Source organism: Variovorax sp. MHTC-1, assembly GCF_003984645.1.
GTDB lineage: Bacteria > Pseudomonadota > Gammaproteobacteria > Burkholderiales > Burkholderiaceae_C > Variovorax.
The window spans coordinates 1-23084 of the sequence record NZ_RWKI01000017.1; the positions used below are offsets into that span (position 1 = coordinate 1).

The following is a 23084-nucleotide window of genomic DNA, read 5'->3' on the forward strand; positions in this document are numbered from 1 at the left end:
ACAACGCCCCAGACCCACTTGCGGCGGACTTTCGAAGGAGGTATTTCAGCAGCCTGCTAGGAGCCTGATTCTTTATCGCACACCGTCTGTAGCGTCGTAGACCAGCCGACGGTGAGTATGCCGGAGCTACCTTGTTGTCCGGAGCTCGTACCGCGCGGACGAGCGCGGCCCCCGCTGGACTACCCTGTGCAGGGAGAACCCGAAGTCCTCGTAAAGATTTCGCAGCCCGAGCCGATCTGCGACGCAGTCCAGCTGAAGAAAAGGACGTCCGAGAGCTTGAGTACGTGCTCGGGCGAAGGACAGCCGATCGGTCGAGACTCCTTTCTTCGCCCACACCCGCGGCACGGCAAGCTTGTGGATGAAGCCCGATGTGCCGGGCTCCACCTCAGGCGAGAAGTACGGGTCGTCCAGCTCGAACCTCATGACACCAGCCACCTCCTCGCCGGCGCGGGCGATGAAGAAAAGCCCTGCATGGGCATCTCTCGCAACGCGTTCGTGGCCAATGGCAGCTGAAGACCAGAGCGCTCGGCCACCGGAGGCGAGCCATCGCGCAGCCTCTTATAGGACCGAAGCGATTGCAGGAGCCTCGGAGCCGTGTGCTGTTCAATGTGCAGATGGGGAGTCAAAGCGGTCGCGAACCTGATTGGACCAATAGACTGTACGTCCGGTTGTGGCCCGCATCCTGCCACATCCGCCTCGGCGCCATCGAGCCCGATTGCAGACCTTCGCTTTGCTCCAGGCAGCCGCTCGGGAAGTCAGCGCAGCCGCTCCGCACTACAGGCAGCACAGTAGTTGGCAGCCGGCGTGCACTCGACAGTCGACCTGGTCAACGCGCTGGAGCAATACGGCCTTGCCGAACCGGCCTACGGGGAGGACATGCTCAACCACGTGCTGGCGCGCGGCTACATCACCAAGCCGGTCGACAACAAGCGCGTGTTCCGATGCCTGCAGCAGCAACAAGCCGAGGTACTCACAGTTCGTCGTGATCGTTCAAACGGCGTCGGTCGAGATCTGAGGTCCCGTTGGCATTTGGGATCAGCAAAGCAAGGGAAACCGATCCTCTCGTAGCAGCTACGGCGACGATGAATTGGTGTTGCAGCTTGGCAGGTTATTGCGCACGGCCTTCCTAGCGGACTACTTCGTCGACGCGGCGTTCCGCCGCGAACTCCATCGGGTGCTCAACCGCGGCGAAGGGGTCAACGCCTTGAAGCGCGCCATCTACACCGGACGGGTGGCGGCGACGTAGCTCGCGCTAAGCGGGCGCGGCCTCGATGATCGAGACAACAGAGGAGGTCGGGATCAGGCGCAACGCATTGAACCCCGATGCATGGAGCAGCTTATCGAACTCCTCGGGGGTGCGCCCCCGGGCATTGCCGAACATCGCCATCATTTGGACATCGATCAAGTACGTCGTCGGGCGGCCGCGCTTGGGGTCGGGCTCAAGCATCTGCTCGGCGATGAGCAGGCGCGGATCCATTGACATGACGTCGCGACAATTCTTCAGGATGCGCACCCAGTCCTCATCCGACCAGTCGTGCAGCACGCAGCAGAGATGCTGGCAGCGAGTAGTGGGTATGTTTGGCGCAAGGGTGGCTTCCTCGCCATGAGGGGCGTCACCTGTTTGCTGATCCTCCCGATTGCTGGGGCTCTCGATGCCAACGGGGGAAGCGCGTTGGACCTCCTTGGCGGTTTGCGGAAATTTTGGTTCCCAGCGGCACGGCACGTTGTTGACGGACTGAAGGCCGAGGGGTCTGAGAAACCGGCTGGGGCTACTGGGGTGGAGCACCAGTCGCGCACTGCTCAGTGAAGCGCCAGGGCGCCGGGCGATGCGACGGCGCGCAAGAAGCGCGTCGGCGCCTCCACCTGCGGAATGTGGATGTCGCGCCGACGCTTCTCCGTTGAAGCGGATCACGCCGCCACGCGCCAGTCGCGACAGCACACGACTCGCGCTCCGTGAATCCAGGGCCGACCGCGGGCTCAGGCCAGGCGCCTGGCTAGACTGTCTAGCATCGCGTTCAGCGATTTCAGATCCGTGGCCCCTGCCAGGATCTCGTTCGAGACCCTGTCGATCTCCTGCGGACTGAGCTTGCCCGCGGCAAGGGCTGCCACCACGCGCGGCGCCATCAGCCGATGCAGGCCGTGCACCCGCTCGTCTCGCCCCGATACGCCTTTGCGCGGAAAGGTCCGATCGTAAGGCGGCGTCAGCGAAGGCGCATCGGACCGCGGGGCGGCCAGTTGGAAGACCCCCTCGAAGGTCGGCGCATGCCGAACGCGCTCGCCCAGCCCCCAGCGCGCCTGCGGAATGCCGTACCAGTGCAGCAGGGTTGCCATGAACGAGGTCGCGTCATAGGCCACCGGCGTCGGCGACCGAAAGACGGTCTTCTCCTGGATCCATGGCGAGACCAGGATGGTCGGCACCCGCACGCCCATGAGGTCGTAGCGAAAACCGTCGTTCACGTCGTTCGGCCAGGGGTTCACGGCGTAAGGCGGGCTCGCATGGTCGAAGAGGCCGCCATGCTCGTCGAAGGTGATGACGAGCAGCGTTTCGTTCCAGTCCGGCCCGGCCCGCAATGCGTCGTAGATCTCGTTGAGCGCCGTCTCGCCCGGCACCAGGTCGGCGCCAGGATGGTACGAGGTGGTGCCCGAGGCGGCGATCCAGGCCGGCTCCAGGAAGCTGAAGGCGGGCAGCTTGCCCGCGCGCGCATCCTTCTTGAACTGGTCGATGCCTTCGATGAAGCTCGCCTGGTTCTGCGTGATCGCGGCATCGAGCGACGGGATCTGCCCCTGCAGGAACAGGTGGTAGGTGTGGACGAAGCTCATCCACTCCACCGAGTTGTAGATTTTCCAGTCGGTGAAACCGTTGCTCCAGAGGACCTTCCACATCGACTGGCGATGCGGCGTCAGTGGCCAGTAGATGTATTGGGTGCCGTTCTGGAAGTTGTTGAGCTGGCCCAGCGCCGAGCCGGTGAACGCCATCGCGCGGTTGGGATCGGTCGCGCTCGGCATTGCGCAGAACCAGGCGTCGGATACGGCAAACCCCTTTGCCAAGCCGTTGAGCACAGGCAGTTGCTCGGGCGTGTAGGTCCACATGACCTGATCGACACCGTTGTTCCAGACGAAGCCACCCATGTCCGGACTGGCGCGTTCGGCATAGCCCTCGCGATTGGCGAAGAACAACTGGCGCAGGACGTCGGACTTGTCGTGATAAGGATCCTGAGGCAGAAAGTCCAAGTCCCACTCGTCGCTGAGCTGGCCGTCCTTGTACTTGCTGACGAAGACCTGGCGCGGGTCGCCTTTGCGGTCCGTGCTGCCGGGGTCGACGTTGACCATGTCGAGGCTGACGCCGTCGAACGGCCGGTCGTCGCCGACGAAGTTGATACCGTCCTCTCCCTTGGCGTACAGCCAGCCGCAGACATGATCGAAGGAGCGGTTCTCGAGCATCAGGTAGACGACGTGCCTGATCTTCGATCGCATGAAGTCGATGGTGCCGGGCACCTCGCTTCGTGCCATGTCGATGGACCGCAGCGACTGGAGGCCGGTCAGCATCGTGTTCGCATCGAGCCCCTGAGGCAATGTGCCGGTGCGCAGCGGCCCGGCCAGGGGGTCGGCGCTGCCTGGGTCGAAGCGCCAGAGCCGGTAGGCGCCGTCTGCCGGCGTCCAGTCCAGGACATGGTCGCCGATCGCCACCAGGCAATGGTTGGCGTCGATGTCCTTCCACTGCCCATGCTGGATCGCGGGTTGCCCCAGTGGCATCACGCTTTGCGGGTCGAAGCTCCAGAGCCAGTACTCGCCCGTCTCGGGCACCCGGTCGAGCACGTAGTCGCCCAGCGGAATCAGCTCGTGGCCGAACTGGATGGTGTCGAACGAGCCCTGCGGCGTGTAGGGCTGGGGAAGCGGGTCGGCGCGGCCCGGCGTCAGGGGACTGGGGTCGAAGTTCCAGAGCTGGAAGGTCCCGCGGCCTTCGGTCGGGATGACGTTGAGCATGAAGCCGCCCAGCGGCAAGAGCAGCAGTTCGCTGCCCGAGTCGTAGCCTTCGTGCGCCCCCTGGGGATTGCCGAAGTCCGGACGGTACTGCCAGAACTTCGTCTTGGTCCACACGCCCTTCTGCACCGTCGCGGCGGCCAGCGGGTTCGTGCTGGCCGGGTCGAACTCGAACAGGCGGTACGGATAGCAAGGCTGGTAGGCCTGCAGCGTCAGCGGCCCCCATTCGAGCAGGTAGCGGCCGATGGGTACCAGCGCGTGGGTGGGGTCGAAGGCGGCCTGCGGGTCCAGCGGCATTGGTTCCAACAGGCTGTCACTGTCGGCGTCGAAGCGCCACAGGCCGTAGGCGGGGCTTCCCTCGTAGATGCTGCTGGCGGGCTTGCGGCTGAGCACGAAGTCCTGGCTTGCGGGAGCGTTGTTAGCCATTGCGCAACTCCTGGTTGAAGGTCACGGCCGACGTCCGGGACAATCCACCAGCCGTGCCGGCCGAGGCAGCCCGCTCCCCAGCGCCGGATACTACCTTCGGTTGACATCTCCGTGTAAGGTTTGACGCGGCCCTTCGATGGCGGGACGGGAGAGCCCTTGTGTTCTGGTACTTCGGCTACGGATCGAACATGGACCTGAAGTCGCTGCGCGCGAAGGGGGTCGACCCGCGGATCTCACAGCGCGCCGTGCTGCACGGCTGGCGGCTGCGCTTCAACGTGGCGCACTTCTTTCGCCACGAAGGCGGCGTCGGCAACATCGAAGCGTCCGGCGATCTTTCTGACGTCGTGCAGGGCGTGCTGCATCTGTGCGAGGACGAGCACCTGGCCCTGCTCGACGCCGCCGAAGCCTGCGGCCACGGCTACGACCACATCGAAGTCACGGTACGCCACGACGCTGGCGAACGGAGCGCCATCGCCTACGCGGGGCTGCCCGCCTTCATCGACAACACCTGCCTGCCGACCCGGCGCTACCTGAACATCCTGCTGCAGGGCGCCACCGCCGCCGGACTCGACTGCGCCTATATCGAGGCCTTGCGCAAGCACCCGGTGCAGCCTCGACGCGCGGCGCCGCCGTTCGTGCCGCCGCCGGGCGACTACCCTTCCTTCAATGCCGCCACGCTGGCCCGGCAGCCCCTGCTCACGGCGCTTGCAGGTTGCGTGTTCGACATGGCGGATGCGCGTTCGCAGCACCGATTCCTGCAGAGCTTCTTCGGTGGCAAGGACATGACGCTCTTTCATCTCAAGCGGCTGGACCACTCCGACGGCAGTGAGACGCTCGAGGACCTCCGGTGCGACCGCCTGACGCTCGCGCAGCGGCAGTACCTCGACGAGTACCTGCACGCGTACATGGAGGAGTACGCGTACGCCGGGCGCTTCCTGTACGACTAAAGTCTTGTCGCTCGGCGAGCGCCGAAGTACGCTCGCAGGTTCCGACGAACAGGAGTGACGCGATGGACGAGTTGCCACCCGCCTTGCCGCACGGCGAGCTGGAAGAAGTCTTTCCCGATGTCTTTTTCGTCACCGGTGCCATGAAGACCGTGCTGATGGGCGCGCCCTGGCACTTCAGTCGCAACATGACGGTGGTGCGCGACGGCGATGCGCTGACCCTCATCAACACGGTTCGTCTCGACGACTCGGGCCTGGCTCGGCTCGAGGGCCTCGGGCGCGTGGCGAACGTGATCAGGATCGGTTCGCTGCACGGGCGCGACGACGCCTTCTACAAGACGCGCTACGGCGCCACGCTGTGGGCGCTGCCCGGCATGCAACACGACCACGGGCTGCAGGCCGACAAGGTGCTCGCGCCCGGCGGCGAGATGCCCTTCGCCGGCTGCAGCGTGTTCGCCTTCGGCACCACCAAGCTGCCCGAATGCATCGTGCACATCGATCGCGCGGGCGGCATCCTGGTCGCTTGCGACGCGCTGCAGAACTGGGTGGCGCCGGACGAATTCTTCTCGGACGAGTCGCGCCGGACCATGACAGAGATGGGATTTTTCCAGCCCGCCAATCTCGGTCCGCTGTTCATGCAGGTCAACGAGCCCAAGGGCGAGGACTACGCGCGCCTGCGTGCGCTGCCGTTCCGACACGCCCTGTGCGGCCATGGATCGCCGCTGCGCGATACGGCAGCCGAGGCCTACGCCGACCGATTCCAACGCGTCTTCGGCATCTAGCATCGGTGTCCGGTGGTGAAGATCCCCGGCTACCAGATCGGCGAGCGCATCCACCAATCGCAGCGGCGGTCGGTCTACCGGGCCGTGCGCGTTGCCGATGACCATCCGGTCATCATCAAGACGCTGGACGCCGAGTATCCCGGCCGGCAGGAAGTGGCCGAGCTGCGCCGCGAATTCCATTTGTTGACGCGGCTGCAGTCGGTCGAGTCCGTCATCCGCGTGCACGCACTGGAGGCCTGGGGCAACGGCAACGTCGCACTCGTGCTGGAGCCCTTCGGTCGTTCGCTGTCCGAGCAGATCGCGGCCCACGGCGAGCGCGGCCTCGCGCTGGAAAGCCTCTTCAGGATCGCCGTCGCGATCGCCCAGGCGCTGGCGCGCATTCACGAGCTGGACGTGGTGCACAAGAACATCGAGCCGCATAGCATCCTGGTCGACGGCACAGACGCAGTGCGTCTGATCGATTTCAGCATTGCGTCCGAGCTGTCGCTCGAACGCCAGAGCGACGCCCTGTCCAAGCGGCTCGAAGGCGCTCTGCGCTACATGTCGCCCGAGCAGACCGGGCGGATGAATCGCTATCTCGACTATCGCTCGGACTTCTACTCGCTGGGCATCACGCTGTTCGAGCTGTTGACGGGCGAGCTGCCGTTCCACGCCGAATCCGTGCTCGAATGGGTTCACAGCCACATCGGCAAGGCCCCGCCCTCGCCGAGCGAGGTCGACCCGCGAATCCCGCAGCCCGTCTCGGCGATCGTGCTGAAGCTGATGGCCAAGAATGCCGAAGACCGCTACCAGAGCAGCTTTGGCTTGATCGAGGATCTCGGTCGCTGCCAGCGCGAGCTGGCCCAGACCGGCACCATCGCTGCCTTCGCGCTCGGGCATCGCGACGTCTCGCGCAAGTTCCACATCCCCCAGCGGCTCTACGGCCGCGAACCGGAGCGGGCCGCGCTGCTGGCGCTGTTCGAGCGCGTGACCGCAGGCGGCACCGAGCTGTGCATGGTGTCGGGGCACTCGGGGGTGGGCAAGTCGGCGCTGGTCAACGAGATCGCCAAGCCGCTGGTTCGCCAGCGTGGCTACCTGATCCAGGGCAAGTTCGACCAGTTTCAGCGCAGCACGCCCTACTCCGCCGTGGCCGTGGCCTTCCGCAGCCTGGTGCGGCAGCTCATGGTCGAACCCGCCGAGCGGCGGCAGGCTTGGCGCCGCAAGCTGCTCGCCGCCGTCGCGCCCAACGCGCAGGTGCTGGTCGACCTCATACCGGAGCTCGAGCAGCTCGTCGGTGTCCCCCCGGCGGTGCCCGAACTGCCGCCCAACGAAGCGCAGAACCGCCTGCAGATCGCGTTCCTGAATTTCGTCAGAGTCATTGCCAGCGAGGAGCCGCTGGTGATCTTCCTCGACGACCTGCAGTTCAGCGACGCGTCGACGCTCAACCTGATCCGCTGGCTGGCCACGGCGCGCGAGCTCAGGCACCTGCTGGTGATCGGCGCCTACCGCAGCAACGAGGTCGACATCGGCCATCCGCTGCGCCTGGCATTGAACGAGATTCAGGAGAGTCGGGCCGTCCACGCGCTGGCTCTGCTGCCACTGGAGCTCGCTGCGGTCGAGCAGCTCGTGGCCGATGCGCTGCACACCGACGCCGCGGCGTGCCGCCCGCTCGCCGAGCTGCTGCACGAGCGGGCCCAGGGCAATCCGTTCTTCCTCTCCGAGATCCTCAGGACGCTCGAGCAGGCGCGGGCGATCGCGTTCGTGCCGGAGGCGGGGCGCTGGCGCTGGGACATGGACGCCGTGCAGCGCAGCGGGCTCGGCAGCGACGTGGTCGACTTCGTGATCGCCAACCTGCGCAAGCTGCCGGCCGCCACGCAGCGTGTGCTGCAGCTGGCCGCATGCATCGGCAACGCCTTCGATCTGAGGACCTTGTCGATCATCCACGAGCGATCCATGGACGAGACCGGCGAGGACCTCCTGCCGGCCCTCCAGCGGCACCTGGTCATTCCGCTGAACGACGACTACAAGCTCGTCGGCAAGGCGGGCGGCGCGGCGGCCACGGACACGGGATTGAATCCTAGCTATCGCTTCCAGCACGACCGGGTGCAGCAGGCCGCCTACGCCCTCATCGACGCCGAACACAAGGAGGCCGTGCACCTGTCGGTCGGCCGCCTGATCCAACGCCACGCGAGCGAGGACGAGCGCAAAGAGCGCCTGATCGAGATCGTCGGCCACCTGAACGAATGCCTGCGGCTCATCACCGATCCTGCCGAGCGAAAGGCGCTGGCGCGCCTGAACCTGGCCGCGGGCATCCGGGCCCAGCGCTCGTCCGCCTACGAGTCGGCCCTGGGCTACCTGCGCACGGGTCAGGAACTGCTGCCGCCGGACGCCTGGACGAGCGATATCGATCTCACGATGGCGCTGGCCACGGAGTACCAGCAATGCGCCTATCTGACGGCGCGCTATGACGAGGCCGAGTCGTGGATCGAACAGATGCTCGCCCATGCCCGCAGCAACCTGGAGAAGGCCGAGATCCTGTCGATGCGCACCCGCCAGTACGCCACCACCGGGAAGATGAGCGAGTCGATTGGCGCTGCGACCACGGGCCTGGCCCTGCTCGGCATGCGCCTCGCCGCGAACCCCGATCGCGCCGCGATCGGCCGCGAGGTTGCGGCCATCAGGCGCAACCTCGGCGGAAGGAAGATTGCCGAGCTGATCGCGGCGCCGCCGATGTCGGACCGTGCGCATCAGGTGGCGATGCGCTTGCTGATGGAGATCTTCCCCGCGGCCTTTCTCTCGGGCAGCGGCAATCTTTTCCTCTTCCTGGTGTTGAAGTCGGTCAACATCTCGCTGCGCTACGGAAACGGCCCCGAGTCGGCCTTCGCCTATGCCGCCTACGGCATGCTGCTGTGCGGCGCCCTCGACGACCCAGCGCTGGGCTATGAGTACGGCAAGCTCGCCGTGGCCATGAACGACCGGCTCGACGACATCGCGCTGAAATCACGCGTGATCTACGTCTACACGATGTTCGTGCACCATTGGAACAATCACTGGTCGAGCATGACGCCGTGGTTCCGCCGCGGCATCGAGGCCGGCTACCAGTCGGGCGACCTGCTCTACCTCGCCTACAGCGCGCAGGACTGCATCATCTGGGACCCGAAGCTCGACCTGGAAACGGCGGCGCAGGAGCATGCCGACTTCCTCACCATCGTGCGCGACTGCGAGTACCAGGACTCGCTCGATTCGGGCACCCTCTTCCTGCAGATGCAGCGCAATTTCCTGGGCCAGACCGACAGCCTGTGCTCGATGAACGACGCCACCTTCGACGAGCAACGCTGCCTCGAGGGCATGCGGCAGCGCAGGTTCATGACCGGCGTCGCCAACTACCACATCTACAAGGCGGAGATCTGCTGGTTCTACGGCGCACACGCACAAGCGCTGGCGCATGTGCGCGAACAGGATCGGTTGATCGCCTCGGCGATGTCGCTGCCGCAACTTGCGCGCTTCTACATCGTCGCGTTCCTCACGCTGGCGGCGTGCCTGCCCGGGATGGCACCGGACGAGCAGGCCGCCACGCGCAGGCGCATGCGCGCGGATCTGCGGCGCATGACGCGCTGGGCCGCGAACTGCCCGGACAACTTCCTGCATCTGCAGCGGCTCATGCAAGGGGAACTCGCCCGCGTCGACGGACGCATCGAGCCGGCGCTGCGGGGATACGAGCAGGCCATGGAGGCTGCCCGCGAGGCGGGGTTTCGCCGCGACGAAGCGATGGCGAACGAGCTCGCCGCCCGGCATCTACTCGCCACCGGTCGGGGCAAGGCGGCCGAAGGCTATCTGCGAGCGGCGCGCAACCTCTACGAAAGCTGGGGTGCTCGGCGCAAGGTTGCTCACCTCGAGGAGGAGTTCGCACAACTGCTTCGGTCGCAGGCCAGCCGGGGCAACGCAGTGGGCAGCGGTGCCGATCTGCGCACGGCCGATTCGATCGGCGTCGATTCGGCCGCGCTCGACCTGGCCTCGGTCATGAAGGCTTCGCAGGCGATTTCCAGCGAGATTGCGCTGGAGCAGCTGTGGACCACCACGATGCGGATCATGCTCGAGAACTCCGGTGGCCAGCGCGGTTGCTTCGTGGTCCGGCAGGACGGCCAGCTGGTCATCGAGGGCCTGTGCGAGATCGACCGCGAAGCCCCCGCTACCCCACGAGCGATTCCCTTCGACGGCAACGAGGGGGCGCTCCCGATCTCGATCGTCTACCACGTGCTGCACACGAACAGCCCGCTCGTGCTGCACGATGCGGCGCGTGCTGGGCGCTTCTCCCGCGACGCCTACCTGCTCGCGCGCAAGCCGCAGTCGGTGCTGTGCATTCCGCTGCTGCACCATGGCAAGTTCGAGGGCGCGATCTACATGGAGAACAGCCTGACCGGCGGCGTGTTCACCGACGATCGCATCGAGCTGATCCAGCTGCTCGCGGCCCAGGTGTCGATCTCCATCGAGAACGCCAGGCTCTACAAGGACCAGCAGCGCTTGATCGACGCCCAGCGCCGCTTCGTGCCGAGTCAGTTCCTGGAAAGCCTGGACCGGCTCGACATCGCGCGCGTGGACCTGGGCGAGAACGTGGCCAAGACCATGAGCGTGATGTTCGCCGACCTGCGCGGCTTCACGCCGCTCGCCGAACGACTCGATCCGCGCAGCATCATCGACCTGCTCAACCGCTACTTCCGCAGCATGGAGGAGCAGATCACGCAGGCAGGCGGCTTCATCGACTCGTTCGCGGGCGACGAGATCAAGGTGCTGTTCGACACCGGGGCCGACGCTGCCGTTCGCGCGGGCATCGGCATGTGGCGCGCGCTTGAGGCGTTCAACGAACGCGCCGCCGCGCTGGGCCAGCCCCAGCTGGCCGCCGGCATCGGCGCCAACACCGGGCCGGTGGTGCTGGGGACCGTGGGCGGGAGGGACCGCATCCAGTGCACCGTGATCGGCGACACCGTCAACCTGGCGTCGCGCATCGAGCAGCTCACCAAGGTCTATGGCGCACGCTTCCTGATCGGCGAGCACACCTTCCGCAGCCTGTACGAGCCGCAGGCTTTCGCGCTGCGCCAGATCGACCGGGTGGCGGTCAAGGGCAAGAACGTCGCGGTCGACCTCTATGAGGTGATCGACGCCGAGGCGCCGGCGCGGCGCGCGGCCAAGCTCGCCACGCGCGCGCTGCTGCGATCGGCGATGGAGAAGTACTTCGGCGGCGGCTTCGATGCAGCGCGGGCCTTGTTCGAGCAGGTTAGTGCAGTGGATCCGGGCGATGCCGTCCCGCGGCTGTTCGTCGAGCGTTGCGCCCGCCACCTGCGCGAGCCATCAGCAGGCGAATGGCAAGGCTTCGAGCGCCTGATCCACAAGTAGACGCCCGAGGGCTGAGCGGCCTGGCTTCCATCAGGGATCGCAGCCGAAGCAGGGCGAGAGGTCGGCGCCGCCCTTGCTCCGGCAACGCGCCATTGCCTGTTCGAAGGTGTAGATCGGCGAGATCGTCTTGGGGTTGAAGCACAGATCCATCTGTGCCAGGGCGCAGATCGTCAGGCGGTCGCCGTCGTTGACGGGATTTGGTGCGCCGCTGCCGTCGGGGTCGCCGAACCAGCGTTGGCAGGCTTGCTGCTTCGCCGCGGCCGGATCGATCGCCTCGCCCCGCCGCGCCGCATCCGCGCACTCGCCGAGGAAGGTCGCTGCGACCAGGTCCTGGGCTTCGTACTTGCGGATGTCCGGGATCTTGCCGGGGTCGCTGGTGCAACACCCGGTCACGCCCGCGGCGATCATGTGGTTGGCGATCATGTAGGGCGTCGCCTTGGAGCTGCCCGGGTGAATCCGAACGAATCCCGCCTGCAGCACGTTGGCCGTCGGCGAGCCGTTGGCGTCCTTCGGCAACTGGTCCTTGAAGCGCGTGCGAAACCAACCGGGCGCCTGCGGGTCGTAGAGCGGGGAACCGCACACCAGCAAGGGAAGCGTCGTCGGATTGGCCGCGTTGCCCGGTGGATTCAGCATCAACTCGAGCATCGAGCGGACATAGGTATGTCCATGCGCTTCGTTGTCGAAGAACATCGACGTCAGATTGATCGGGAAATAGTCATTTGGATACTCGCTCTCCCCGGAACCGGGCGCCGCGATCGGATTGACGTCGATGATCGCGTGGTAGCGGTTCGGCTCCTGGATGCCCACGCAGCGAAGGATCTGCGCCCAGCGGCGCAGCGTCATGTTGTTCAGATAGTTGGCGGTGCGGTAGGCGACGATTGGCGGATAGTGCAGCAGTGTCACGGCCTGGTGGTTCGCAATCGGCATGCCCAGCGGCAGACACGGCAACCATTCCGACGGGCCGTCGCTGCGGTTCACGGGATAGCCCGCCATCGGGTTCCACGCCGGGGTCTCCCGGCAGGCGTCGGCGCCTTGGAGCGCAAGGCCCGCACACCGGGGATCGAGCATCGCCACGTGCATGGCTGCGAACTGCTCGGCCTCGAGCGTGAAGGCCGGCAGGGCGCGGAAATTCACCACGTAGCCCGTGGCGCTGGCGGCCCTGCTCACGCTGAGCGAGTCGGGCTCGATCTCGATGCCGTCCTCCGCCAGCGAGCTGGCCGTGAAATGCGCGATCACGTCCTCGTAGGTCTCGAGCTTGAGCGCCTTTCGGGTGTCCGCATCGAGGTGAGAGGGATCGGGATAGATCCGTTCCTGGTAAGCACGCGAGCCGGGCAAGGAGTACAGGGTCACACCATCACCTCCGGAACTGGATCAAAGGCCAAGCGCCCGTCGGCGACTGGGGTCCGTGCCTGAGCGCCGACTATACGGGGACGCTGGTGGCGCGCAAGGCCGATTGCGACACCCCCGCCAGCCAATCCAACGATCCAGCCTGCAGCTCCGAGGCGTCAGCTTCACTCCGCTTGATTCCGGCCCTCCCTCTCCGCAATGAACGCCCTCGCTTCTTCCTCAAGGACAATGATCGCCGCGGCCTGGTTGTGCTGCTGGCCCGCCAAGGCGATACGGCACTGCTGGCTTTGGCCTTGGGAGAGGTCCGCATAACCAGCGACGAAGCCGTCCTCCGCAAGCTTGGTCAAACAAATTCGGACGGACCATCCCTCGTGATCGAAGCGCTTCACTTCGAACTCGTCATCGGCGTCCACAGCAGCTCCCCGAGATTGCGAACGCCGCCGACCGGCCGCGAATGGCTAGATTAAGCCCTTCGACCTACAACGCAGTCAACGGGTGGCGGGTTCTCCCAGCGGCAGCCCCTTGGCTTCGGGGCATCCAGGTCCGATCACACCAGAGTTGCGCGGGCAACGACGTAGACGCTCGCCTATCAGCGAATCGTCGAAAGGCGACCGAACGCCGTTGCGCATCCCATCGCCGTCGTGCACTCTTTCACCAACGCCGCGGATTGGGTTACTCGCTCTGACAGTCGATCGTTCAACGGCTTCCACCCACGGTAGTGCGGCACCATCAAGTACCACGCCGCCCCCGCCGCGGCCACGCCGGCGCCCATGAATATCCAGAGCATGACTTCCGCCCTCAACCTCTCGTTTGGTTAAGGCACGAGTTTGAATGGTCAGAGCCCGTTTTCGCATCGCCCTCTGGGTCTTCCTCAACGATGTCCTGGCCAGGCTATGCGCCTTCGCCGTCTTTGCTGCAGGGGGCCTGATAGCCATCACGAGCCCGCACTCACCCGCAGAAACAGCGTCGCGCTTGGAGGCTGCGGTCAAACAACGAGGATTGACCGTGTTTGCGCGTATCGATCATGTCGATGGCGCATCAGCGGTTGGACAGACGCTTCGCCCGACCGAGGTGTTCATCTTCGACAGCGCCCAGGCAGGTACGCCATTCATGGAGTGCCAGCAAACAGTGGGGATCGACCTTCCGCTCAAGGCCTTGATCTGGCAGGACGCCAATCAACAGACCTGGTTCGGCTTCAACGACCCTGCCTGGCTCGCCAGACGGCATGGAGCGGATGCCTGCCCGTCGGTCGAGGACCTGACCAAGGCCCTGGCTGATCTGGGCGCGGCGGCCACGTCACAATAGGCTCGCGGTCGATGCTCTGCGCGGTCAAACGGCCCCGACATACTCTCCGCGGGCCGGGTAGTTCTTCGCTAGCGCGAAGTCGAGCCGGGCGCAAAGCGCCGGGCCGAAGGTGAAGAACGCGATGATGTCGTTTTTCTCGCCTGCTTGAGGGGCGAATGCAAGACGCTTGGGTAACGCAGTCCCATCGAGCAAGCGCTTCGAAATCAAGCCTCGTGCGAACCGATCTCCGCCACAACCAATGATCGAGCGGAAGAGTATTGAGAAGGCAACTGCAAGAGCAATGCTCACGGGGCGAGGAAGCGGGCCACCTCCTCATTGCTGATCGGCGTCAAAGTGAGCCCGAAGTCTTCGCGCAGTCGCAGGACGAGCGATTGCGCCCGCATTGCGTTCGCCGCCACGCCGGCGTGGCCGTCCTTGAGCACGGCATTGTTGGGCTTGTCACCTGCCGTATTGGTGACGCGCAGGTCGGAGGCGATGGTGACAGTCTTGTAGGTGGGCTCTCCATTGGGGCCTCGCTCGCCCCATCGCTGCACGAACCAGGCTTCGACGTCGAGGAAAGCGATCCGCTGCGGATCGGCGAGAGCGAGCTTGCGCAGTTCGGCATTGGCGCCGGCCAGGGCTTTCTTGATATTGGCCATGGCGAAGCTGCTGCGGTACTTGTCAAAATTGTCTGGATCGTCGGCTCCAGTGCGCAATCCCACAAGCAGGATGCGCGTCGATGGGTGCGAGGCGTGGATCAGCGAGATGGCGGCGCTGATCTGCTGTGTGCAGTAGTCGATCGTGCGCCGCAGCTCAGGCGCCCAGGGATCGTGCGATTGGAGGTCAAGCCAGGCGTTCCAGTCGTTGGCTCCGATGCTGATCACCACCACGCCGCGGCGCCAGCGCTCGGCTTCCCGGTTCATAAGCGCCACCAGGCGCGGCGCCTGGCGGAAGCGCTGGCCAAACCGCTCGCCCATCAAATTCTTGCAAGCGGCCCCCGAGTTGGCGAAGTTGTAGAGGTAGTCCTCTTTCTGAGGCGCACGAGAGGCCGGCAGGCCGATCAACTCGCGCGCCAAGGCAACCCAGCCGGGCTGTCCCCACAGTACCCAGGGACCGATGTCAATCTCGTCGCCGCGCAATCGCGCCAGCACCTCGGTCCACTGGAAAGTGCGCGATCGCAATGCGCCGCCGCGCTCGCGAGTGCCGGCCGGAAAAGCCGTGCGATCCTGGTAGGAATGGCTGTTGGAGTCACCAAGCACAGCCAGAGGAATGGTATTCGCCGACGCAGACGGCACGGCCGGCACGTCGTCGCTCCAAGCTGCCACCACGCCGACGGTCAGCACGGCCAGCACCACGACCGCACGCGCCAACATCACTTCGATATTCGGACTGGCCGCCATGTAGACAGTCGTTGAGCGAAAGCCGAGAGCGACGATGGTTAGAAGCCCGGCGCGCATTCGATGAGGCGGATCAAGAAGGTAGCGGCTTGCATCTCTTGAACATTCGTGTGCTGTCCACGAAGTACAAGCCGGTGAAACTTGGAAATGAGCGTTCGGGATAGCCACGCAGCTCCATGGAGCGGTCCTGTACGGCCCATCTGTCCCAGAGGGTGTATCCAAGCGCCTTGATGTCCTGGATGAACCGAGCGCGGTTGTAGACATGCACTGGAGCGAAGGCTCCCTCACCAATTTTCTGCATGGTGACAAAGTCCTCTCCGTTGTAGAGGGGGAGCTGGCTCAACAGGATGTGCTGCGGCCGACGTGCGCACTTCTTGAGAAGCTGATCGGGCCGTGCGTCTTCAAAGTAGTGAATGGCGTTCACGGCGATCCAGACGTCCTCGCAGGGAGTTCCTATGGATTCATCGAGGCTCTCGCTCAAGCTCAGGGCCGCAGCGGCGTTTCGCGCCGCCAGGTGCTTTCCTGCCAGAACCACTGACGGCACCTCGACCACACGCCATTTCGGCGCATCTGGCATACGGAAGTACCGACAATTGGCGTCGCAGTGAAGGCCGATAGAGCCGCCGATGTCCAGAACGCTGCTCGCCCCGTCGCGCAGTGCGCGGTCAAGCCACCACATGAACGAATAGTCATAAGGGAACGCCTTCTTCGATCGCACGTCCTCGTGTTCGCTCAAAGCCGCGTCATCGAACTCCGGGCTGTTGGGCAGCCAAGCGCGCGCAGCCTTGAAGCTGTCGAACACTCCGAAGTGGGAATCGTCTCCATCTCGGGACAAGAACTGTCGGCGTCGCCATTGCAGTTGCGCAGGTCGTACCCGGGGCTCGTCCAGAAATGGACGGACGACGTCAACTGGGCTGAAGGAAGGCATTGTTTGGCTCCTCGATGCTTCGTCGGTAGTGCTGAGCGCAGCTGTGCTGCCCCCTCCGCCAGAAGCTGACACCGCGCGCCGAAGACGATGGCTGCGCCTTGAGACATGCTGGTCTCGAATTTCAGGGTGTTGCACGGTCGATGGACCGGGATGACACGCGCCGAGCTGTGGACCTGCTCGGCCGCGCTGCGGCGCCACGCCGCGGGAGTGAGCCCACGGACGCGATGCATCGGTCAACGTGAAAACGGCTTACCTGCGCGTGCGCAGGTGCGCAGCAGCGTTTCAGGCGGTGCGTTTTGGAGGTCTTCTAGGGCCGGCGAGGTCCGGCCACGGTGCGTCGAGTTCATCGACCACGATGGGACGCACTGCCTTTCCGGGAGGAAGGAAGATGGGAGCGACAAACCAAACGGCGGCAGTGTTGAGGAAGCCATCGATGACGACGTGCTGTACTGACTCTTCGGAGCCATCCTGCGTGACAGACCCATCATGGTGATGGTGATGCGCCGACCCCTGCCAATGGAGCAGCGCGTGTTCCACCTCCTTCGGTTCACCAAAAGTGCCGGTTCGGCCACCGATCACGAAGACCTGCCAGAGGGCGGACGCCATGAGGAGCAGAAGGACAAGCCGGAGGCGCATCTTTCATCCGTCGTGTGTTGTATGACCGGGCGTGTTTTGAAGTGAGCGATTCTACGGAATGTAATACCAAAGGGCTACTTGCTGCGCGAAGTTTTTACGCTAGCTCGCTGCCCAACGGACGTCTTTCCGGCCCACGAGGATCGACGGGCCCCGAATGCGCAACCCCACCTACACGAGCCCGGGTGACTCGCCACACTTCAGGCTATGCAGCGGTGAGTTCTCAGGGCGGAGGCATCAGTTAGCTCACCGCCAGTTCAGGATCTCCGGCATGTCCTCGCCGCGGGAAGTGATCCAGGCGCGGTGCGCCATCGGACGGTCGCGCAGTGCTGCTGCTTCACATGGCTCGCGGCATTCCGAATCCGTGGCACGTGGTCGATCGGCCGCCGGGTGAAGGCGGTCCAGCCGGCTCAGCACCGTGATGTCGAACGGGATAGTTGTCGTACCCTCTTCGCGGTAGCCGTGCGCGAGGAAATTGTCGTGGTTGTTGCGCTCGTAGATGAGTCCGTGAATCAGCCACGGGTACCTGTGGAAGGCGAAGATCACCGGCTTGTCTTCCGTGAAGACGGAGTCGAACTCGGAGTCCGCCAGCCCGTGCGGGTGCGCAGACGCGGACTGGAGCGCCATGAGGTTGGCCGCATTGACCACGCGGATCTTCAAATCGGGCGACTGCTGGGCATCTTCCCCAACGATGCCTCGATCACGTTGTTCGAGCAGAACGACGATTGGTCGCTCACCGGCGCTCCATGCAGCTTGGGGCTTGCAGACCCTGAGTGGTCTGCAATGGCACCACGCGCTGGGACGTGATTCTCCGCATCACAAACGAGGGGTTGTGACGCGGCGCGGAGGCTAGAACAGAGATGCCTATTTCTCTTTAAGCCAGTATGTCGATCAGCGTTTCGCATACGGCCGATCGAGATTTAGCGATTTCAGCGCTAACGCAGCATGCCGGCGACCCACGACGCTTCAGGTTAGCCGGCGAGCGGGTCTTGTTCGGCGTACTCCCGGTCGAGCAGGGAGCCGGTCGCCTTGAACCAACAGATCGAGTCGTGCGCGGCGACGACCGCCAGTTTGATCTGCTCGGACGCACCCGGGTCGGCCAAAGCCGCCCACTTGGCGCTATCGGCCGCCTGCTCGAGCTCGAATACGGCCTCGCGTTGGCCGGGGGCAGGGTCGCCTTCCATCGACGGCCGCGTTTTCGCAAACTTCCGCCGAAACTCCGCAACGACCGCCACGAGGACCGGGGATGCCATGCCGCCAGCCGCCAGAGCGGCTTCGGCCGCCGTCAATCGGCTGTCGAGTTGGAAGCAGACCTGTTTCGCAATCGTTATCGGCATGATGCTCTCCCACTCAGGCCGGCCGCCCTTAAAAAACACCCTTACGCCTTCCTGCGCGGTTCTCCCGCCGCCACGTGCTCCCGGCCGGGCGCTGTGCCGCGAACGGTGCGTGAGTCTTGGCTGTAGGCCTACAAATTCTAGTCAGGCAGCTCGACCCCGCAAGGAGCAGACCGTCGCGCTAAGGGTCTGCGGGTCTGCGGGTCTGGCGTATTTGGGCGGCCGAGGCGACGCAAGAAACCGACGCTCAAGAGACTCAAGGCATCGACTCAAGCCATCACGCCCGCGCCCATCCGGCCGGGGTCCTCAAACCGGCGGGAAGTCGCTATCCCTTCTCAGGCCCGGGCTAAGCCGCCCCCTGCTATTGCGACTCATCGCGACGCAGGAACGCGTGATCGATTCGTGAGACTTCATTGATGGCCGTGTGAATTGCAGTGGCCAGACTGGAGCCCAGGAACGGTGAGGCGGTGCAAGACGCACCGGGCCGTTCCGGTCCTTCTTTCACTTCGACGTCACAAGGAGTTTCACATGAACGCGCACCATCAACGCATCCACGGCGCCATCGCCAGCCTGTTCGCACTGGGTCTGGCCGCCGCCAGCACCAGCGCGCTGGCGCAGAAGGTCCAGACCGAGAAATGCGCCGGCGTCGTCAAGGCCGGCCACAACGACTGCGGCACCAGCAAGAGCTCGTGCGCCGGCACCTCCACGGCGGACCGCGACCCGGAGGCCTGGATCTATGTCGCCAAGGGCACATGTGCGCGCATCGTCGGCGGCATGGTGACCAACAAGCCCGAGAACGTGCACGGCGGCGCCGCCGCCGCGGCCAAGAAGGGCTGAGGAGCCGATCGTGAACACCACGGCTTCTATGCCCGCCGCCCATCCGAGTCGCGCCGGCCTGGCCCGGCGCCTGGCCGAGCAGGTGGGCGCCGCGCACCGCGGCCTGCGGGCGCTCGCGCCCCTGGCCGACCTCGCGGTGCGGCTGTTCGTCGCCGCCGTCTTCTTCAAGTCGGGGCTGACCAAGATCGCGACCTGGAGCTCGACGCTCGCGCTGTTCGAGAACGAGTATGCGGTGCCACTGCTGCCGCCGGAGATCGCGGCCTGGCTCGGCACCGGCGTCGAGCTGGTGTTCCCGGTGCTGCTCGCAATCGGCCTAGGGTCACGCTTCTCGGCGTTGGTGCTGTTCGTCTTCAACATCGTCGCCGTGATTTCCTATCCGGATCTCGGCGCGGTGGGGCTGCGCGACCACCAGACCTGGGGTCTGCTGCTGCTGGTGAGTCTGCTGCACGGGCCGGGGCGGCTCTCGCTCGACCATCTGATCGGCCGGCACTTCCGGCATCACCCAGGCCGTCGCTGAAGCGGGAGCGCACCATGTCCGAACACAGGAACATCGTGATCGTCGGCGGCGGCTTCGCCGGCACGACCCTGGCGCGCGCGCTGGCACCGCGCCTGCCGCAGGGCTGGCGCGTGGTGCTGGTCAGCGAGGAGAGCTACACCACCTTCAACCCGATGCTGGCCGAGGTCGTGGGCGCCTCGGTGTTCCCCGAGCACGTGGTGGCGCCGATCCGCCAGATGCTGCGGCGCGGCGAGACCAGCCGCTTTGTCATGGGCCGCGTGACCGGCATCGACGCCGTGCGCCGCCGCGTGCAGGCGCAGACGCTGGCGGGACCGATGGCGATCGCCTACGAGCACCTGGTGCTCGCCTTCGGCACGCGCGCCCACTTGGGCCTGGTGCCCGGGCTGGAGCAGCACGCACTGCCGCTCAAGCTGGTCGGCGACGCCCTGTTCATCCGCAATCGGGTACTGCAGCGCATCGCGCGGATAGAGCTCGAGCGCGACCCGGCTGAGCGCCGGCGGCTCGGCCATTTCGTGGTGATCGGCGGCGGCTTCTCCGGCGTCGAGGTGGCAGGTGCGCTGGCCGACTTCCTGCGCAGCGCCGCGCGCTACTACCCGCAGGTGCACCCCGAGGAACTGCAGGTCAGCGTGATCGAGAGCGGCGAGCGCCTGCTGGCCGAGCTGCCCGACTCGCTGGGCCATGCGGCCGCGCGCTCGATGCGCGGGCGCGGTATTGCGGTGCGGCTGAACGCGCTGGCGGCCGAGGTCGACGCCGACGGGGTCCGGCTCGCGAGCGGAGAAAGGCTCGATGTCGCCACCGTGATCTGCACGATCGGCACCAGGCCCAACCCGCTGCTCGATGCTCTGCCTCTGCCGCGCCTTCGCGGGCGCGTCCAGACCGAGCCCGACATGTCGGTCTGCGGCTGGCCGCAGCTCTGGGCGCTGGGTGATTGCGCGCTGGTCCACAACCAGGCGACGCAGCAGTTCGCGCCGCCGACCGCGCAGTTCGCCGTTGCGCAGGCGCAGGCCTTGGCGCGCAACCTGCTGGCGCGCATCGAGGGCCGCCGGACGCAGGCCTTCCGCCATGTGTCCCGCGGCATGATGGCCACCACCGGCCATCTCAAGGGGGTGGCGAGCGTCTTCGGCCTGCGCCTGCACGGGCTGCCCGCCTGGCTGCTGTGGCGCGCCTACTACTTGTCGCGCATGCCCACCGCTGGTCGCAAGCTGCGCATCTGGATCGAGTGGAGTTGGAGCATGCTGTTCGCCGCCGACATCACTCACCTGCGCTTCACGCGCACCGGCGAGGCCGACGCGGAACGTCCCGCCGCCGAGTCCCTGTCCCGCGTCCAACCCCAACCCTAGGAGCGCGTCATGCTCAAGCAGAAATCCGCCATCGTCACCGGCTCCACCAGCGGCATCGGGCTGGGCATCGCCCGCGCGCTGGCCCGAAGCGGCGCCGACATCATGCTCAACGGCTTCGGCAACCCGGTGGAGGTCGAGTTCACGCGCGGCGAGATGCAGCGCCAGTTCGGCGTCAAGGTTCGCTACAGCAGCGCCGACATGAGCCGGCCCGAGCAGGTACGCGCGATGATCGCGACGGCCGAGGCCGAGTTCGGCAAGGTCGACATCGTGGTCAACAACGCCGGCATTCAGCACGTGGCGCCGATCGAGGACTTCGCCGACGACAAGTGGGACGCGGTGATGGCGATCAACCTGTCCTCGGCCTTCCACGTGATCAAGGCCGTCGCGCCGGGCATGAAGGCGCGCCGCTTCGGCCGCATCATCAACGTCGCCTCGGCGCACGGGCTTACCGCCTCGCCCTTCAAGTCGGCCTACGTCGCGGCCAAGCACGGGCTGATCGGGCTGTCGAAGACCGTGGCGGTGGAGCTGGCCGAGTTCGGCATCACCTCCAACACCATCTGCCCCGGCTATGTGAAGACGCCGCTGGTGGAGAAGCAGATCGCCGATCAGGCCAAGGCGCACGGCATCTCGCCCGAGCAGGTGGTGCGCGACGTGATGCTCTCGCACCAGGCGCGCAAGTCCTTCATCGAGGTGGAGGAGCTGGCCGCGCTGGCCGTGTTCCTGGCTTCCGACGCCGCGGCCTCGATGACCGGCACCGCGCTGGCCATGGATGGCGGCTGGACGCTGCACTGAACGCCGGAGCGCATCATGGCCCACACAACGAAGCAGCGCACCGCCGCCGGCGGCCGCCGCGCCCCCCAAGCGGTCCTGCCCGGGCAGGTGGTGCTGGTGCTGCAGGGCGGCGGCGCGCTCGGCGCCTACCAGGCCGGGGTCTACCAGGCGCTGCACGAGGCGGGCATCGAGCCAGACTGGGTGATCGGCACCTCCATCGGCGCCATCAATGCCTCGCTGATCGCCGGCAACCCGCCACAGCACCGCATGGAGCGGCTCGACACCTTCTGGAGCATGATGCAGGCGGCCACACCCGGGGCGCGCTTGCCGGACTGGATGGGCCTCGGCAACCTGGTGTCGAACATGGCAACGGTGATGCGCGGCATCCCGGATTTCTTCACGCCCAACCTGCATGCGCTGCGCGGCTCGGCCGCGCCGCTGGGCGTGGAGGCGGCCTCCTACTACAGCACCGCGCCGCTGCGCGGCACGCTGGAGTCGCTGGTGGACTTCGAGTACCTGTGCGAGTGCCACACCCGGATGACGGTGGGCGCGGTCAATGCCTGCAGCGGCGAGATGCGCTACTTCGACACCCGCAGGGAGCGCCTGGGCGTGGACCATGTCATGGCCTCCGGCGCACTGCCGCCGGCCTTTCCGGCGGTGCGCATCGACGGCCAGCCGTACTGGGACGGCGGCATCTACTCCAACACGCCGATCGAGGCCGTGCTCGACGACAAGCCGCGCCGCGACTCGCTGATCTTCGCGGTCAACGTCTGGCACCAGACGGCGCCCGAGCCGGAGTCGATCTGGCAGGTGATGGCGCGCCACAAGGACATCCAGTTCGCCAGCCGCGCCGACAGCCACATCGCTCGCCAGAAGCAGATCCACCGGCTGCGCCACGTGATCCGCGAGCTGCACAAGCAGATCCCCGCCTCGCGGCGCGCGGACCCGAAGGTGGCATCGCTGGCCGCCTGGGGTTGCGGGACCACCATCCACGTGGCCCACCTGCTGGCGCCGCGTGTCGAGGGCGAGGACCACACCAAGGACATCGACTTCACGCCGGCCGGCATCCGCACGCGCCGGCAGGCCGGCCATGCCGACACGATGCGCATGATCCAGCGCGCGCCCTGGCACCAGGCGGACGCCGATCCCATCGAGGGCGTGCTCGAGCACCGCTGAAGCGCAGGGGAGCGTCC

21 protein-coding genes and 1 pseudogene are annotated in these 23084 nt (G+C 65.9%); 12 read left to right on the forward strand and 10 right to left on the reverse strand.

Annotation, left to right across the window (positions count from 1 at the left end; genetic code table 11):
* Positions 1–126: 126 nt before the first annotated feature.
* The gene (locus tag EJI01_RS21930; protein WP_126839317.1) at positions 127–504 is read right to left on the reverse strand and encodes a GNAT family N-acetyltransferase; all 378 of its coding nucleotides are present in this window, start codon (positions 502–504) and stop codon (positions 127–129) included.
* A 288-nt stretch (positions 505–792) separates the two neighbouring features.
* Here EJI01_RS21930 and EJI01_RS21935 point away from each other — a divergent pair, with 288 nt between their 5' ends.
* Together EJI01_RS21935 and EJI01_RS21940 are read left to right on the forward strand one after the other, a co-directional pair.
* Entirely contained in the window at positions 793–1068 is a 276-nt protein-coding gene (locus EJI01_RS21935; RefSeq protein ID WP_126839246.1) for a hypothetical protein, read from the forward strand.
* 22 nt (positions 1069–1090) lie between these two features.
* Positions 1091–1237, forward strand: a pseudogene (locus tag EJI01_RS21940) (Tn3 family transposase); the annotation flags it as partial.
* Between the two features lie 15 nt (positions 1238–1252).
* Here EJI01_RS21940 and EJI01_RS29405 read toward each other — a convergent pair.
* Positions 1253–1939 carry a methyltransferase gene (locus EJI01_RS29405; protein WP_312846075.1) on the reverse strand — a complete coding sequence of 229 codons (687 nt, stop codon included), beginning with the start codon at positions 1937–1939 and terminating at the stop codon, positions 1253–1255.
* A 38-nt stretch (positions 1940–1977) separates the two neighbouring features.
* Positions 1978–4407 (reverse strand): alkaline phosphatase family protein, encoded by a 2430-nt coding sequence (locus EJI01_RS29090; protein WP_126839248.1) that lies wholly within the window; start codon positions 4405–4407, stop codon positions 1978–1980.
* Positions 4408–4565: 158 nt separating this feature from the next.
* Between EJI01_RS29090 and EJI01_RS21955 the strand changes: the two genes are divergently transcribed.
* From EJI01_RS21955 to EJI01_RS21965, 3 genes are all read left to right on the forward strand, one after another.
* Positions 4566–5354: a gamma-glutamylcyclotransferase family protein gene (locus tag EJI01_RS21955; protein WP_126839249.1), complete on the forward strand. Its 789-nt coding sequence runs from the start codon at positions 4566–4568 to the stop codon at positions 5352–5354.
* 62 nt (positions 5355–5416) lie between these two features.
* Positions 5417–6133, forward strand: coding sequence for a hypothetical protein (locus EJI01_RS21960; RefSeq protein ID WP_126839250.1), 717 nt, complete (start codon positions 5417–5419; stop codon positions 6131–6133).
* A 12-nt stretch (positions 6134–6145) separates the two neighbouring features.
* On the forward strand, positions 6146–11503 hold the full coding sequence (locus EJI01_RS21965; protein WP_126839251.1) for an AAA family ATPase: 5358 nt from the start codon (positions 6146–6148) through the stop codon (positions 11501–11503).
* Positions 11504–11533: 30 nt separating this feature from the next.
* Here the strand turns inward: EJI01_RS21965 and EJI01_RS21970 are convergent, their stop codons facing one another.
* Together EJI01_RS21970 and EJI01_RS21975 are read right to left on the reverse strand one after the other, a co-directional pair.
* Entirely contained in the window at positions 11534–12853 is a 1320-nt protein-coding gene (locus tag EJI01_RS21970; RefSeq protein WP_126839252.1) for a hypothetical protein, read from the reverse strand.
* A gap of 161 nt (positions 12854–13014) precedes the next feature.
* Positions 13015–13263 carry a hypothetical protein gene (locus tag EJI01_RS21975; protein ID WP_126839253.1) on the reverse strand — a complete coding sequence of 83 codons (249 nt, stop codon included), beginning with the start codon at positions 13261–13263 and terminating at the stop codon, positions 13015–13017.
* A 418-nt stretch (positions 13264–13681) separates the two neighbouring features.
* Between EJI01_RS21975 and EJI01_RS21980 the strand changes: the two genes are divergently transcribed.
* On the forward strand, positions 13682–14155 hold the full coding sequence (locus EJI01_RS21980) for a DUF302 domain-containing protein (protein WP_126839254.1): 474 nt from the start codon (positions 13682–13684) through the stop codon (positions 14153–14155).
* A gap of 24 nt (positions 14156–14179) precedes the next feature.
* On the opposite strand, the gene EJI01_RS21985 is transcribed toward EJI01_RS21980, so the two are convergent.
* The 3 genes from EJI01_RS21985 to EJI01_RS21995 form a co-directional block, all read right to left on the reverse strand.
* Complete coding sequence (locus EJI01_RS21985) at positions 14180–14443, reverse strand: hypothetical protein (RefSeq protein ID WP_126839255.1); 264 nt, start codon at positions 14441–14443, stop codon at positions 14180–14182.
* Positions 14440–15534 (reverse strand): SGNH/GDSL hydrolase family protein, encoded by a 1095-nt coding sequence (locus EJI01_RS21990; protein WP_221885701.1) that lies wholly within the window; start codon positions 15532–15534, stop codon positions 14440–14442. The genes EJI01_RS21985 and EJI01_RS21990 overlap by 4 nt, the downstream gene beginning before the upstream one ends.
* A gap of 70 nt (positions 15535–15604) precedes the next feature.
* Entirely contained in the window at positions 15605–16333 is a 729-nt protein-coding gene (locus EJI01_RS21995; RefSeq protein WP_221885702.1) for a methyltransferase, TIGR04325 family, read from the reverse strand.
* Between the two features lie 612 nt (positions 16334–16945).
* On the opposite strand from EJI01_RS21995, the gene EJI01_RS29095 reads away from it, so the two are divergent.
* Positions 16946–17140: a hypothetical protein gene (locus tag EJI01_RS29095; protein ID WP_221885703.1), complete on the forward strand. Its 195-nt coding sequence runs from the start codon at positions 16946–16948 to the stop codon at positions 17138–17140.
* A 198-nt stretch (positions 17141–17338) separates the two neighbouring features.
* Here EJI01_RS29095 and EJI01_RS22005 read toward each other — a convergent pair whose 3' ends face one another.
* Together EJI01_RS22005 and EJI01_RS22010 are read right to left on the reverse strand one after the other, a co-directional pair.
* On the reverse strand, positions 17339–17818 hold the full coding sequence (locus EJI01_RS22005; RefSeq protein ID WP_126839259.1) for a hypothetical protein: 480 nt from the start codon (positions 17816–17818) through the stop codon (positions 17339–17341).
* Positions 17819–18063: 245 nt separating this feature from the next.
* A complete protein-coding gene (locus EJI01_RS22010; RefSeq protein ID WP_126839260.1) occupies positions 18064–18429 on the reverse strand; it encodes a hypothetical protein in 366 nt (121 codons plus the stop codon).
* A 525-nt stretch (positions 18430–18954) separates the two neighbouring features.
* Between EJI01_RS22010 and EJI01_RS22015 the strand changes: the two genes are divergently transcribed.
* Genes EJI01_RS22015 through EJI01_RS22035 form a run of 5 tightly spaced genes read left to right on the forward strand, consistent with a single transcriptional unit; the run spans position 18955 to position 23067 of the window.
* On the forward strand, positions 18955–19263 hold the full coding sequence (locus tag EJI01_RS22015; RefSeq protein WP_126839261.1) for a DUF2282 domain-containing protein: 309 nt from the start codon (positions 18955–18957) through the stop codon (positions 19261–19263).
* Between the two features lie 10 nt (positions 19264–19273).
* Positions 19274–19780, forward strand: a complete 507-nt coding sequence (locus tag EJI01_RS22020) for a DoxX family protein (RefSeq protein ID WP_260602585.1) — start codon at positions 19274–19276, stop codon at positions 19778–19780.
* Between the two features lie 14 nt (positions 19781–19794).
* Positions 19795–21120: an NAD(P)/FAD-dependent oxidoreductase gene (locus tag EJI01_RS22025; RefSeq protein WP_126839262.1), complete on the forward strand. Its 1326-nt coding sequence runs from the start codon at positions 19795–19797 to the stop codon at positions 21118–21120.
* Between the two features lie 9 nt (positions 21121–21129).
* Positions 21130–21912, forward strand: a complete 783-nt coding sequence (locus tag EJI01_RS22030; protein WP_126839263.1) for a 3-hydroxybutyrate dehydrogenase — start codon at positions 21130–21132, stop codon at positions 21910–21912.
* Between the two features lie 15 nt (positions 21913–21927).
* Positions 21928–23067: a patatin-like phospholipase family protein gene (locus tag EJI01_RS22035; RefSeq protein WP_126839264.1), complete on the forward strand. Its 1140-nt coding sequence runs from the start codon at positions 21928–21930 to the stop codon at positions 23065–23067.
* Positions 23068–23084 lie beyond the last annotated feature (17 nt).

What these genes read in the sequence shown, in the direction of transcription:
- EJI01_RS29090 (WP_126839248.1), bottom strand. Translation starts at nt 4,407, where the DNA reads ATGGCTAACAACGCTCCCGCAAGCCAGGACTTCGTGCTCAGCCGCAAG.
- EJI01_RS21960 (WP_126839250.1), top strand. Translation starts at nt 5,417, where the DNA reads ATGGACGAGTTGCCACCCGCCTTGCCGCACGGCGAGCTGGAAGAAGTC.
- EJI01_RS21980 (WP_126839254.1), top strand. Translation starts at nt 13,682, where the DNA reads ATGGTCAGAGCCCGTTTTCGCATCGCCCTCTGGGTCTTCCTCAACGAT.
- EJI01_RS21990 (WP_221885701.1), bottom strand. Translation starts at nt 15,534, where the DNA reads ATGGCGGCCAGTCCGAATATCGAAGTGATGTTGGCGCGTGCGGTCGTG.
- EJI01_RS29095 (WP_221885703.1), top strand. Translation starts at nt 16,946, where the DNA reads ATGGTGATGGTGATGCGCCGACCCCTGCCAATGGAGCAGCGCGTGTTC.
- EJI01_RS22010 (WP_126839260.1), bottom strand. Translation starts at nt 18,429, where the DNA reads ATGCCGATAACGATTGCGAAACAGGTCTGCTTCCAACTCGACAGCCGA.
- EJI01_RS22015 (WP_126839261.1), top strand. Translation starts at nt 18,955, where the DNA reads ATGAACGCGCACCATCAACGCATCCACGGCGCCATCGCCAGCCTGTTC.
- EJI01_RS22025 (WP_126839262.1), top strand. Translation starts at nt 19,795, where the DNA reads ATGTCCGAACACAGGAACATCGTGATCGTCGGCGGCGGCTTCGCCGGC.
- EJI01_RS22030 (WP_126839263.1), top strand. Translation starts at nt 21,130, where the DNA reads ATGCTCAAGCAGAAATCCGCCATCGTCACCGGCTCCACCAGCGGCATC.
- EJI01_RS22035 (WP_126839264.1), top strand. Translation starts at nt 21,928, where the DNA reads ATGGCCCACACAACGAAGCAGCGCACCGCCGCCGGCGGCCGCCGCGCC.